Here is a 13,530-nt window from a genome sequence, read left to right as displayed (position 1 = left end):
ATCACAAATGGATAATCAACAAAGGAAAAATGTGTGGGAGTCATTCTACGGCCCGAACATGGGTTATGTCTTTGACATGTATGAAAATTACAAGAATGATCCAAGTTCAGTAGACCCTTCTGTGAAAGCGCTTTTCGAAGAACTTGGGCCACCACCAGCAGATGAGCAAGCAGCAACAGCAGAGTTAGTAAGTGGGGGTATCTCACCGAAGACAATCAAGACGATCACATCTGGAGTTAAATTAATTAAGAGCATTCGTGCGTACGGCCATATAGCGGCAGATATTTACCCAATTCGCACTAGACCAATGCCAGATACCAGCTTTTTAGAGCCTGGTTATTATAATCTTACAAAAGAAGATTTAATGGATATCCCAGCGACATATATTTGGGAGGAAGCACCTCCTTCAGTTCAAACAGGTTGGGATGCGTATAAGCATTTAAAATCTGTTTATACTCAATCAATTGCTTATGAATTTGGACATGTTGATTCCGAAGATGAAAGACAATGGTTAAGGCAACAAGTCGAAATCAATGGACTTAACTTAAAGCTAACTGCAGATGAAAAGAAACAATTAGCTGAGCGTCTAATGAATGTCGATGGTTTTGAAAAATTCTTACACAAAACATTCGTTGGTCAAAAGCGTTTCTCAATCGAAGGATTAGATATGCTCGTCCCAATGCTTGAGCGCTTAATTCAAGAAGGAAATAGTGACGGTACTGACAATATTATGATCGGTATGGCTCACCGTGGCCGTTTGAATGTGCTTGCACATGTTTTGCATAAGCCATATGAACTCATTTTCTCTGAATTCCACCATGCACCAAACAAAGAGTTAATCCCATCAGAAGGTTCTAGAGGGATTAACTATGGTTGGTCTGGTGATGTGAAATATCACTTAGGTGCTGACCGTGCTGTTAAAGGTCCTAAAGAGCATGTAACTCGTATTAATCTTGCAAACAACCCAAGTCACTTGGAGTTTGTAAACCCTGTAGTGTTAGGGATTACTAGAGCGGCTCAGGACAACACAAGTAAAGCTGGTTACCCAGTTCAGGATAAGCAAAGTGCAATAAGTGTACTTATCCATGGTGACGCAGCATTCCCTGGTGAAGGAGTAGTAGCTGAAACTTTAAACTTAAGTAGATTGAAAGGCTACGATACTGGGGGAACTGTTCATATTATTGCAAACAATATGGTTGGTTTTACAACAAATAATACAGACTCTCGTTCAACTCGTTTTGCGAGTGACCTTGCGAAGGGTTATGAAATTCCAATCTTACGTGTAAATGCAGATGACCCTGAAGCTTGTCTTGCTGCAATTCATTTTTCGTATGAGTATCGTAAGCGTTTTGAAAAGGATATCTTAATTGATTTAGTTGGATACAGACGATTTGGTCACAATGAAATGGATGACCCGAGCGTAACACAACCGTTATTGTACAAAAAGGTTGCAAATCACCCTGTTATTGCAGATAAGTACGGAAATCAGCTTGTTGCTGAAAATGTAATAACAACAGAAGAACTAACCAAAAAACGCGAGGAATTCATGCAAAGTCTTCAATCTATTTTTGATGATTTTGTGGAAAATGAAGAGCGCGTGAAGCCGAAGAAGCCAAAAGCATTGTCTTCTATTCCAGAATTCGATACAACAGTACCTGCAGACCTATTAAGAAGTATCAACAGAGGACTATTACAGTGGCCTCAATCACTAACGGTTTATCCGAAGCTTGAACGTATTTTAAAACGACGTGAAACGGCTTTAGATGAAGAAAACAAAGTAGATTGGGCATTAGCTGAAACACTCGCTTACGGATCTGTTCTTGCTGAAGGGAAAACAGTTCGTTTAACAGGTCAGGATAGTGAAAGAGGAACATTCGCTCATCGTCATGTTGCTTTAAATGACTATGAAACTAATGAAAAATATATCCCATTGCATAATATTCCAGAGGCGAAGGCATCATTCTCAATCTATAACAGTCCATTGTCTGAAACAGCTGTTCTAGGATTTGAATATGGCTATAGTGTTCAAGATGAAAATGCACTTGTCCTTTGGGAAGCACAATTTGGGGACTTTGTGAACGTGGCACAGCCAATTATTGACCAATTCATATCTTCAGGTCACGCAAAATGGGGCCAAAAATCAGGTCTTGTTATGCTTTTACCACATGGATACGAAGGACAAGGTCCAGAGCACTCAAGTGGAAGAGTGGAACGTTTCTTAAATGCCGCTGGGGAATATAACTGGATTGTTGCGAACGTAACAAGCGCTTCTCAATACTTCCATTTATTAAGAAGACAATCATTGCTTACTTCAACTGATGAAGCAAGACCATTGATTGTGATGACTCCTAAGAGTCTACTTCGTCACCCACAAACAGCATCATCACTAGCTGATTTAACGGATGGAAGCTTTAAGCCACTACTTGAGCAACCAGGAATGGGAACGAACAAAGACAAAGTAACTCGCCTAATCTTATGTACAGGTAAAGTAGCGATTGATTTAGCAACAGAAGCTGCGAATTTACCGGCAGAAAAGGCGGATACTCTTCATATTGCGAGAGTGGAGCAAATGTATCCATTCCCTAAGAAAGAGCTAGAAGAACTAGTAAGCCAGTATCCTAACCTAGAAGAGGTTGTTTGGGTTCAAGAAGAGCCGAAAAACATGGGAGCATGGCCAGCTCTACAATCGGTATTAATGGATATTTTATCTGATGAAATTAAACTAGATTATATTGGTAGACCGAAGCGTTCAAGTCCTGCTACGGGTGACCCAGATATTCACAAACAAGAACAAGCGTGGATTATGCAAGATGCATTGCTTACAGACAAAGGAGGGAATCAGCAATGATCGAAATTAAAGTACCGGAATTAGCTGAGTCCATTACAGAAGGAACAATTGTTGAATGGTTAAAAAAAGAAGGCGAACTCGTGAATAAAGGTGAGTCAATCGCTGAACTTGAAACTGATAAAGTAAACGTTGAAATTAACAGTGAGCATACAGGTGTTATCAAGCAATTCTTATTCCAACCTGGTGATAATGTTGAAGTTGGTCAAGTTATTGCAAAGCTTGATGAAAATGGTTCAGAATCAAGTGCACCAGCACCTGCTGAAGAACCTAAAGCTGAGGCAGCACCACAAGCTGAAGCAGCAAAATCAGAACCAGTTGCAGAAGCATCTACAGAAGAAAAAGGCAAGCCAGCAATTGCTTCACCTGCAGCGAGAAAAAGAGCAAGAGAACTTGGCATTGACTTAAATGAAGTACCATATAAAGATCCACTAGGACGTGTTCGTGTTGAAGGTGTTGAGGCTTATAAGCAAGCTCAAACAGCACCAGCAACTCCAGCGCCAGCTGCAAAACAACCTGCAGTTGCACCAGTGGTAAATGACGATCCACGTGTAGAACGCATTAAAATGTCTAGACGTCGTCAAACAATTGCAAAACGTCTTGTTGAAGCACAACACACAGCAGCAATGTTAACAACATTTAATGAAGTTGATATGACTGCTGTTATGGACGTAAGAAATCGTCGTAAAGACGCTTTCTTCAAAAAGCATGGCGTAAAACTTGGTTTCATGTCATTCTTCACAAAAGCGGTTATTGGAGCATTAAAGGCATATCCATATGTAAATGCTGAGATTCAAGGAAATGAAATCCTTCTAAAGAATTTCTATGACATCGGTGTTGCCGTATCTACAGATGAGGGCTTAGTTGTACCAGTTGTACGTAATGCAGATACATTAAGCTTTGCAGGAATTGAATCTGAAATCGGGCGCTTAGCTGAAAAAGCAAGAAACAATCAATTAGGTCTAGGCGACCTTCAAGGTGGAACTTTCACAATTACTAACGGTGGAACATTCGGTTCTCTAAACTCAACACCTATTATTAACGCACCACAGGTCGGTATTTTAGGAATGCACAAGATCCAAAGACGTCCTGTAGTAGTTGATAAAAATGATACGGTTGAAGTACGTCCAATGATGTATGTGGCATTATCTTATGACCACAGAATCATCGACGGTAGAGACGCCGTAGGATTCCTAGTAAAAGTAAAAGAACTATTAGAAGATCCAGAAGATCTATTATTAGAAGGTTGATTCATAAAGGCACATGCTCCAATGAGAGAGCATGTGGCTTTTTTTGTTTATGAGTATGAAAAAAAGCTGCTTCCTAAAGAGGAAACAGCTTTTGAATGACTTATTAAATGACACCGTGAGCGATCATTGCGTCAGCTACTTTTAGGAAGCCGGCGATGTTAGCTCCATATACAAGGTTTCCAGGATGGCCATATTCTTCAGCTGCATCCATGCTATTGCGATAAATCGAAGCCATGATGTCCTGAAGCTTGCTGTCGACTTCTTCAAATGACCAAGAAAGTCTCATGCTGTTTTGTGACATTTCAAGTGCAGAAACGGCAACACCACCTGCATTAACTGCTTTCGCTGGTCCGAATAGGACATTGCTTTCAATGAATAAATCAATTGCTTCTAAAGTAGAAGGCATGTTTGCACCCTCACCAATTGCCTTTACACCATTTGAAATGAGTGTTTGAGCTGATTCACTGTCAATTTCATTTTGAGTTGCACAAGGTAATGCAATATCACAAGGGATTGACCAGATACCTGAGCAGCCTTCAATATATTCTGCTTCTGGGTGTTCTAATACATATTCACTAATACGTTTACGTTCAACTTCTTTGATACGTTTGATGGATTCAAGGTCTAACCCATTTTCATCATAGATATAGCCGTTTGAATCACTACATGCAACCACTTTTGCACCAAGTTGTTGAGCTTTTTCAATCGCATAAATAGAAACATTACCGGAACCTGAAACGACAACTGTGCTTCCTTCAAAAGAAAGACCTTGTTCTTTCAGCATTTCCTCAACAAAGTAGACAGTACCATAGCCTGTTGCTTCTGTACGAACTAAGCTTCCGCCATAGCCAAGGCCTTTTCCAGTAAGAACGCCTGCTTCAAAGCTACCTTGAAGTCTTTTGTATTGACCAAACATGTAGCCGACTTCTCTTGCTCCTACGCCGATATCTCCAGCTGGTACATCGATATCAGGACCAATATGTCTAGCTAATTCAGTCATAAAGCTTTGCGTAAATCGCATAACTTCGTTATCCGATTTTCCTTTCGGATCAAAGTCAGATCCACCCTTACCTCCACCGATTGGAAGGCCAGTTAAAGAGTTTTTAAGGATTTGTTCAAAGCCGAGGAACTTAATGATACTTGAGTTAACGGATGGGTGGAAACGCAAACCACCTTTATAAGGGCCAAGTGCACTGTTAAACTGAACACGATAGCCACGATTTACATGGATTTCGCCTTGGTCATCAACCCAAGGTACTCGGAATGTAATCATTCTTTCCGGTTCAACGAGTCTTTCCAAAATCGCGTGTTTCATGTATTTTGGATTTTTAGCAAACACAGGTACAAGAGAAAGGAAAATTTCCTTTACTGCTTGGTGGAACTCTGGTTCATGAGGATTTCTCTTCTTAACCTCCTCATATACTTTGTTCATATAATCGGTTGCTTGTTTTAACTCTGGTACAGGAATAGACTTTTCGATCATAGCCATCGTGTACATTCACCCTTTCTTTGCTATATATTTTTTGATGAAGTCAATAAGTTCGGTTAAAATGACACATCACATTTCTTGGTCCTTTTAATCCACCTTTTTGAACTCCATTTTTAGTACAAAAAAAATAAACGGACGTTTTATCTGTAAATTCTTGATATTTATTATTTTATAATGAATAATTAATCTAAACAATATTAATAAAAGATATAAACAATGCCGTAATGAGATGGATTAAGGAGGACACCTTGTGGAACTTAGACAATTAACTTATTTTATTGAAGTTGCAAAACGAGAACATGTTACGGAAGCGGCGAATTCAATGCATATTGCACAATCGGCAGTAAGTAGGCAATTGTTCAACCTTGAATCCGAATTAGGTGTAGACTTGTTTATTCGAGATGGACGAAATGTGAAATTAACGCCGATCGGAAGAGTTTTTTTAGATCATGTCGAGCAGGCATTAAATGTACTAGATAATGCAAAACGTGAGATTGAAGAATATTTAGATCCTGAACGAGGAACAATTCGAATCGGATTTCCTAGTAGTTTAGCAGCTTATACCTTACCAACAATGATATCTGCATTTCGTGAACGTCACCCACAAGTAAAGTTTTCATTGTCACAAGGAAATTATTATTCTTTAATTGACCGAGTGAGAACAGGCGAAATCGACATGGCTCTGTTAGGACCCGTGCCAAATCAGGAAAAGAAGATTACTGGCACTACTTTATTTACGGATAAGATGGTGGCACTTTTACCACGGGCGCATCCACTTGCTGAGAATAAGTCATTAAGTCTTAGCCAATTAAAAGAAGAACAGTTCGTATTATTTCCGAATGGATTTATCTTACGAGATATCATTGTAAAAGCATGTAACCAGCTGGGCTTTCAGCCGACAGTTTCCTTTGAAGGAGAAGATATTGATGCCATTAAAGGTCTTGTTTCAGCAGGACTAGGAATAACAATTATTCCTGAGGTGACCTTAATTGAAAATATACCACGTTCTACTGTGAAGGTTTCGGTTCTACAACCTGAGGTGACCCGTTCGGTAGGTGTTATTATTCCCAAAGAGCGAAAATTGCTCCCTACTGAACAGCTCTTTTATGACTTTTTAAAGGATTATTTCTCATTTTTAGACAAATTTCAATACTGAGGGTTGGTCTATTTCCGTGGAAATAGACGGATTTTGTCGATTAAAGGGGAGCCTTATGAAGGCTCCCCTTTAGGTTATCCTACCAGTTTCAAGCCAACCGCTGCACTAATAATGAGTCCAATAAACAAGAATCGTTTCCAGTCTTTCGGTTCGCCATATAGGATCATTCCTAAAATGGCTCCACCAGATGCTCCAATTCCTGTCCATACCGCATATGCCGTGCCCATAGGCAAAGTTTCCATCGCTATGCTTAGAAATAGGAAGCTACCTCCAAAAGAGGCAAGCAGTAAGACTAGTGATTGCCAATTTTTCTTTTGATGAAGTCGATTAATCAGCACAACTCCTAACATTTCAAAAACACCTGCAATAATGAGTGAGACCCATGCCATTAACCTTCAGCTCCTTCCGAGTGCTTTTCTTTTGTAACAAGCTTCAGACCAATTACTCCAACTAGAAGCACTCCTATTAATAGAAGCTTTGCCAGTTTGACTGGTTCATTAAAAAACAAAATCTCTGATATGACAGTTCCAGCAGTACCTAGTCCAACAAAGACCGCATAAGCCGTACCAACCGGTAACTTTTTCCCTGCTGCAATAAGTGCATGAAAGCTGATATAGATCGCAATGACAGTTCCAGTCCATGTCCAAAAACTATCTGCATGCTTTAATCCAATCACCCAAAACACTTCAAAAAATGCCGCAAAAAAGACTTTTAGCCATTCTAAGTTCATTTATGATTCCCCCTTATAGTTGCGGTTAAAAAGAAAAAGCCCAAGAGATTATAACAAATGTATAATCTCCCAGGCTTTTGTCCCTCCGTGGCATAGCATATTTGCTATGAGTTTTCTCTCGGACCAGACTAGCGATGGCTACGGAACCCTAGAAAACCTTTTTATTCAACTTTTTTCATTATATAATAGAAACCTTTTTGTAGAAAGAGGGAAAAATTACTGTGGTCGTTTTTGGATGGAAGTGGATGTTTTTGATTGATTTATAAAAAAGGTTTCAATATAATGAGAGTACAATCCATGAAGGATGTGAAATGATGTTAACTCCAGAAAGACATCGGCTTATTCTATCGTTACTAAAAGAACATGGGGTTGTGAAACTTCAAGAGCTGATTGAGAGAACAAATTCGTCGGAATCAACGATTCGTCGTGATTTAGTACAGCTTGAAAATGAAAACAAATTAAGAAGGGTCCATGGTGGGGCTTCATTCATTCACGGAAATCAATTGGAACCGAGTTATATAGAAAAAACAGCAAAGAATATAAAAGAGAAACAAGCGATTGCTAAATATGCATCAGAGCTTATTCAAGATGGCGACTCCATTTATTTGGATGCAGGGACAACGACACAAGAACTAATTCCATTTCTTGACCACAAGGGAATTACTGTGGTGACAAATGGAGTGAACTTGATTGAACCCTTACTTGAAAAAGGGATCACTACCTATCTAATAGGTGGTGTTTTGAAACCGAGTACAAAAGCCTTAATCGGGAGTCGGGCATTATCAAGCTTGAACCTTTATCGGTTTGATAAGTGCTTTTTAGGAGTAAATGGGATTGATTTGAAGTATGGCTTTACAACCCCAGATCCTGAAGAAGCTCTGATCAAACAAACGGCAATGGGCTTAGCGAAGGAAAATTATATATTGGCTGACCACACGAAATTTAATGAAGTTTCTTTTTCGAAAATTTCTTCCTTAAAGGATGCCACTTTAATAACAGATAATGGATTAGCAAAGAATGAACTTACATCTTATCAAGAACATATCAACATAAAGGTCGTGACACCATGATTTACACAGTTACGTTAAATCCTTCCATTGATTATTTTATCGAGTTGGATGAATTTTCGGTGGGTGAACTGAATCGTATTAAAACTGATCGAAAAAGCCCGGGTGGAAAAGGGATCAATGTTTCTACTGTTTTACAAAATGTTGGGGTAGAGAGTGTGGCATTAGGGTTTATTGGCGGTTTTACTGGTAAATTCCTTATCGATACCTTAACAGAAAAGAATATCAAGACAGACTTTGTCACTGTAGAAGGCGACACAAGAATTAATGTGAAACTCCATTCTGATGTGGAGACTGAGATAAATGGGGCAGGTCCACAAATAACATCTAACGAACTTGAACAGCTTTTAGAGAAGTTTGATCAAATGAAAAAAGGAGATGTGGTGGTACTTGCAGGAAGTATCCCGGCATCGTTACCGTCGACACTTTATCAACAAGTCGCCGAGAAATTGCAAGACAAGGAAGTTAAAGTGGTTGTTGATGCTACAAGAGACTTATTAATTGAGGTACTTCCATATCAGCCGTTTTTAATTAAACCAAACCATCATGAATTAGGTGAAATTTTTGGTGTTGAAATCAAGAATGCCGAAGATGCTATTCCTTACGGGAAAAGGCTTATTGAAATGGGGGCGCAACATGTCATCGTTTCGATGGCGGACAAAGGTAGTTTGCTATTTGTGGATGATGAGGTCTTTATTGCGAACATTCCTAAAGGGAAATTAGTTAACTCAGTAGGTGCTGGGGACTCAGTCGTGGCGGGTTTTATTGCATCTTATTTCAAAGAACAGATTGCGACAGATGCATTTCGTTTTGGGGCAACAGCCGGCAGTGCCACAGCCTATTCTGAAGGATTAGCAACGGAAGAGAAAATAAATGAATTGATTTCACACGTACAAGTGAAAAAGATATAGAAAGGAACATGCAGGATGAGAATTACGGATCTGTTGAAGAAAGATACGGTCATTATTGACCTTGTTTCTTCATCAAAGCTTGAGGTCATTGATGAATTGGTGTCAAAACTTGATGAAGCTGGCCGCCTACAGGATAAAGAACAATACAAACAGGCAATCTTAACAAGGGAAAGCCAAAGTACAACAGGAATTGGTGAAGGAATAGCAATACCACATGCGAAGACAGCTGCGGTGAAGACACCAGCGATTGCATTTGGACGCTCGATAAAGGGAGTAGATTATGATTCATTGGATGGACAACCAAGCCATTTATTTTTCATGATTGCTGCAAGTGAAGGGGCAAATAATGCACATCTTGAAACACTTTCAAGATTGTCTTCATTATTAATGGACGTGGGTTTTCGTGAAAAGATTATGCAGGTTCAGACTCCAGACGAGTTGATCGATGTGATTAATGAAAAAGAAAATGAGTCAGAGGAAGTAGAAGCGCCGGTTGAGAAAAAAGAAGGACAGCAAAAGGTTCTTGCAGTAACGGCATGTCCAACCGGAATTGCACATACGTATATGGCAGCAGACTCATTGAAGGCGAAAGCAAAAGAAATGAACATCGATATAAAGGTTGAAACAAATGGTTCAACAGGTGTGAAAAATGAACTCACTCAAGAAGATATTGATGAGGCAGTAGCAATCATTGTAGCTGCAGACAAGCAAGTAGAGATGGCTCGTTTTAATGGTAAAAAGGTAATTCAGGTACCGGTAGCTCAAGGTATTCGCATACCAGAGGAATTATTAACAAGAGCGGTTAATCAGGATGCCCCCATTTACCAAGCTGAACAAACCGAAAAGAAAAAAACAGAAGGCGGAGAAAGAAGTGGCTTTTATAAGCATTTAATGAATGGTGTTTCTAATATGCTTCCGTTTGTTGTAGGTGGCGGGCTATTAATTGCCATTTCATTTATCTTTGGAATAAACGCTTCTGACCCGAATGATCCATCTTATAACCCAATTGCAGGCGCGTTGATGACAATTGGAAGTGCCAATGCGTTTCAATTAATGATCCCTGTCTTAGCAGGATTTATCGCCATGAGTATTGCTGACCGACCTGGATTAGCACCAGGTATGATTGGTGGTCTAATGGCGACAACTGGAGGAGCTGGATTTTTAGGCGGATTAATAGCTGGTTTCCTTGCAGGATATGTGGTCTTATTACTGAAGAAAGTCTTCTCAGGTTTACCATCCTCATTTGAGGGTCTAAAACCAGTGTTGATTTATCCGTTCATTGGGATTTTGATTACAGGTGCGATTATGTATGTACTTGTTGGTCCGTTAAAATTTGTAATGGATGGGTTGACCGGTTGGCTTGAAGGACTAGGTACAGGGAACTTGATTGTACTTGGTTTAATTCTAGGTGGAATGATGTCAATTGATATGGGTGGCCCAATTAATAAGGCGGCATTTACCTTTGGAATTGCCATGATTGATGCTGGAAATTATGCACCACATGCAGCTATTATGGCGGGTGGAATGACACCACCTCTTGGATTAGCTTTAGCAACAACTCTCTTTAAAAATAAATTTACAAAGCAAGAACGCGAAGCTGGTAAAACAGCTTACTTCATGGGTGCATCGTTTATTACAGAAGGTGCAATTCCATTTGCTGCTGCTGATCCTGGACGTGTAATTCCTTCTGCGGTCATTGGTTCTGCAGTTACGGGTGCACTAACCATGTTGTTTGGTATTGGCTTACCAGCTCCACATGGAGGAATTTTTGTCATTCCTTTTGTAAATGGTAGCTGGGCGTTATACGTACTTGCGATAATTATCGGTACAATTATAACGGCTCTATTAGTTGGATTCTTGAAAAAGCCCATAAAATAAGGGAGTTACCCCGTGCTACTTAGGCACGGGGTATTTGTTACGATAATGTGATGGGATTATAGGTAATCGTATGATTGTTTTGATGTAACGCATTGTTAGCGGAGGTCGGGGTGAGGACGAGATGTCCAATATTATTTCCGGTTTCAATGATGGGACCTTGATTCGTAGAAAGGTAGCGAATTTTTTCTTTCCAAGTAAAATTGGTTGGACAAGGGGTATTTCTCTTTTGTTTAACGATATCGTAGGTCTCATCACAATATCTGTTGATTTCTTTGTTCCTTCGTTTAGCTGCATTTAAGGTAACGATTGCCTTCATCAATCCGCCTTGTATTCCTGAAAAACTCATATTGTTCATCGGACTGCTTGTAAATTGGTAAATACAAAGGTGATCACCATCGGGAAATTCGATATTGGTCGTAACAGTAGAAGCGTAATGCACATCTCCCGATAAGATAAAACAGTGACTCGGGTTCCACTCTTTGAGTTGGTACAGGAGTTCACTAAAGCCCTCTCCATTATACTTCCAAGACTCAAAATCAAATGCTGTTGTTGCAGGAATTCCAATTGTTTTTAATGGATAAATATATTGATTGATGAAGGACTCGATTAAGCCTATTCCATAAACAGGTGCAGGTGAAATAACAAGGAGTGGTTCACCGCTTTTCCATCCACTTGCGTATAAACAGTCTGTTACCGTCTGCCAACCGTGTTTGCCAATAAGCTGAGGAGGACGGTCCTTTTCTTCGATCTTACGCCCAAGAAAAACAGGGAGAGGGGTGTGGTCGTACTTTCGTTGTGTTCTTGTATCAAGGAAAATGGATGTTGGATTTGTCGGTGCAACAAAATTCCACTGATCAAACTTCCAAAGTGTTTCTTCCCATGCATCATGTGACTGTGAACGAGTATCATAAGTTTTACTATATCTCCACATCTTACGGAGAAATGCAGGTTCAAATCGGTCTGGGTCATTACCCCAACCTTGAAACAGCCAATATGCCATAAGTCCATTGGCAACCACATGTCTTCCAAGTTTTGATGAGTAGACGCTATTTTTCCAATTGTGACTGATGTTCCAATCATCTGTTATATCATGGTCATCAAAGATCATATAGGTTGGAATGTTGGCAAGTAACCTTCTTACCTTTGTAAGTGTTTGATAGGTTTCCTTCACATCTGCCACTTGTTCGTTATACTCTTTCTCGTATGCTTTCTTTTCCTTTTTTCGCTTGTCTTTTTTGGAAATAAAATAAATTTGATCCTTCTTAACTTTGTCTTTAAATGTTGGGAAATTACAGTCATCTGTGTAAGCATTCCAAAGCTCAGGTGACCATGATAGTAAATAGAGAGCGGCATATTCGCCAAATGTCATCGCATGGTTCCGGGCATGTGAGGAGGTGAATTTGCAAAATTGCTCCATGATAAATTGTCTCCCCCGAGCCTGGTTTATTGATTTTTTGAATGGTTTTTCGTTGAGGCGAGGCTCTACTTCAGTAAGTTTTTCTCCGTTTCCAATGAGCTTTTTACCGGCTTTCACCATGATCTGAAATATCGGATCTGCTACATCATCTGCATAAATTTGGTCACCTAATAAAAATAAAGCGTCAGGGCGCTTTTCGAGGTCTAGATAGTTCATTTCGATTGTTTCGTCTCCCTGGCTAAGAGTATCCTCACCTTTTCCATGAGGCTTTCGACATGACCCGTATAGGAGATTCGTTTTTTGTTGAGTTGGATCCGGAATAAAAAAGCTAGGATAATCGAGGTCTCCATATGTGATGGAGTTTGGTTGCTCTTTTCCTAGAAGTCCGAAATCGTGTAAGTCATGTATTTCAGAATTTTTTTGGAAAAAGAGATTATAGCCTAAGAGTGTGTTGATAGGGAAATGGGTTTGATTTGGTGGTGTCAGTTTGATTAGGCTAATATAAAGTTGTTTCCCAGCACGAAAGGTCGTTGTTTCAGAATCACAATCTATTTCATGGTACGCATAATTGGTACCAACTATTTTTTCAATGTGATACAGCTTTGCACCAAGTCTGTATCTTTTTCTTAATGCAATCCAAATATAAATGTGAGAAGGCACAACTCGTCGCAGGATTGGCCCCGATAAAATTGTCGGTATATCCATTTTGTTCACCATCCCATTTTTTTATATCCTATTCAGGGATTTAGGCGACCGTTCATTTCAGGTATGTAACAGAGTTGTGTTG

General features: G+C 39.6%; 10 protein-coding genes and 1 riboswitch. Of the genes, 6 read left to right on the top strand and 4 right to left on the bottom strand.

From position 1 onward, the window contains the following. Positions 1-7: 7 nt before the first annotated feature. The gene (locus ACFSFW_RS17500) at positions 8-2,848 is read left to right on the top strand and encodes a 2-oxoglutarate dehydrogenase E1 component (protein ID WP_388040135.1); all 2,841 of its coding nucleotides are present in this window, start codon (positions 8-10) and stop codon (positions 2,846-2,848) included. Continuing rightward, positions 2,845-4,095 (top strand): 2-oxoglutarate dehydrogenase complex dihydrolipoyllysine-residue succinyltransferase, encoded by a 1,251-nt coding sequence (gene odhB, locus ACFSFW_RS17495; protein WP_304213634.1) that lies wholly within the window; start codon positions 2,845-2,847, stop codon positions 4,093-4,095. Before ACFSFW_RS17500 ends, odhB begins: the two co-directional genes overlap by 4 nt. A gap of 103 nt (positions 4,096-4,198) precedes the next feature. On the opposite strand, the gene gdhA is transcribed toward odhB, so the two are convergent. Continuing rightward, positions 4,199-5,578, bottom strand: a complete 1,380-nt coding sequence (gdhA, locus tag ACFSFW_RS17490) for an NADP-specific glutamate dehydrogenase (RefSeq protein ID WP_388040352.1) — start codon at positions 5,576-5,578, stop codon at positions 4,199-4,201. Between the two features lie 256 nt (positions 5,579-5,834). On the opposite strand from gdhA, the gene gltC reads away from it, so the two are divergent. Then, positions 5,835-6,740 (top strand): glutamate biosynthesis transcriptional regulator GltC, encoded by a 906-nt coding sequence (gltC, locus tag ACFSFW_RS17485; protein ID WP_304213638.1) that lies wholly within the window; start codon positions 5,835-5,837, stop codon positions 6,738-6,740. A 74-nt stretch (positions 6,741-6,814) separates the two neighbouring features. Here gltC and ACFSFW_RS17480 read toward each other — a convergent pair whose 3' ends face one another. Together ACFSFW_RS17480 and ACFSFW_RS17475 are read right to left on the bottom strand one after the other, a co-directional pair. Then, positions 6,815-7,129, bottom strand: a complete 315-nt coding sequence (locus ACFSFW_RS17480; protein WP_304213641.1) for a DMT family transporter — start codon at positions 7,127-7,129, stop codon at positions 6,815-6,817. Continuing rightward, complete coding sequence (locus tag ACFSFW_RS17475; protein ID WP_388040133.1) at positions 7,129-7,470, bottom strand: DMT family transporter; 342 nt, start codon at positions 7,468-7,470, stop codon at positions 7,129-7,131. The genes ACFSFW_RS17480 and ACFSFW_RS17475 overlap by 1 nt, the downstream gene beginning before the upstream one ends. A 64-nt stretch (positions 7,471-7,534) precedes the next feature. Next, positions 7,535-7,633: riboswitch (guanidine-I (ykkC/yxkD leader) on the bottom strand. Between the two features lie 151 nt (positions 7,634-7,784). Between ACFSFW_RS17475 and ACFSFW_RS17470 the strand changes: the two genes are divergently transcribed. The 3 genes from ACFSFW_RS17470 to ACFSFW_RS17460 are packed head-to-tail and all read left to right on the top strand — an operon-like array spanning position 7,785 to position 11,326. Beyond that, positions 7,785-8,540, top strand: coding sequence for a DeoR/GlpR family DNA-binding transcription regulator (locus ACFSFW_RS17470; RefSeq protein WP_304213645.1), 756 nt, complete (start codon positions 7,785-7,787; stop codon positions 8,538-8,540). Next, the gene (gene pfkB / locus ACFSFW_RS17465) at positions 8,537-9,448 is read left to right on the top strand and encodes a 1-phosphofructokinase (RefSeq protein ID WP_388040131.1); all 912 of its coding nucleotides are present in this window, start codon (positions 8,537-8,539) and stop codon (positions 9,446-9,448) included. Before ACFSFW_RS17470 ends, pfkB begins: the two co-directional genes overlap by 4 nt. Before the next feature lie 15 nt (positions 9,449-9,463). Further along, the gene (locus ACFSFW_RS17460; protein WP_388040129.1) at positions 9,464-11,326 is read left to right on the top strand and encodes a PTS fructose transporter subunit IIABC; all 1,863 of its coding nucleotides are present in this window, start codon (positions 9,464-9,466) and stop codon (positions 11,324-11,326) included. Between the two features lie 37 nt (positions 11,327-11,363). Here the strand turns inward: ACFSFW_RS17460 and ACFSFW_RS17455 are convergent, their stop codons facing one another. Beyond that, on the bottom strand, positions 11,364-13,448 hold the full coding sequence (locus ACFSFW_RS17455) for a metallophosphoesterase family protein (RefSeq protein ID WP_388040127.1): 2,085 nt from the start codon (positions 13,446-13,448) through the stop codon (positions 11,364-11,366). Between the last annotated feature and the right edge of the window lie 82 nt (positions 13,449-13,530).

This window comes from Ferdinandcohnia salidurans, assembly GCF_042680725.1.
Lineage (GTDB): Bacteria > Bacillota > Bacilli > Bacillales > Bacillaceae_L > Ferdinandcohnia > Ferdinandcohnia salidurans.
The sequence above is the reverse complement of the archived record's forward strand: the minus strand, read 5'-3'. Positions and strand labels throughout refer to the sequence as shown.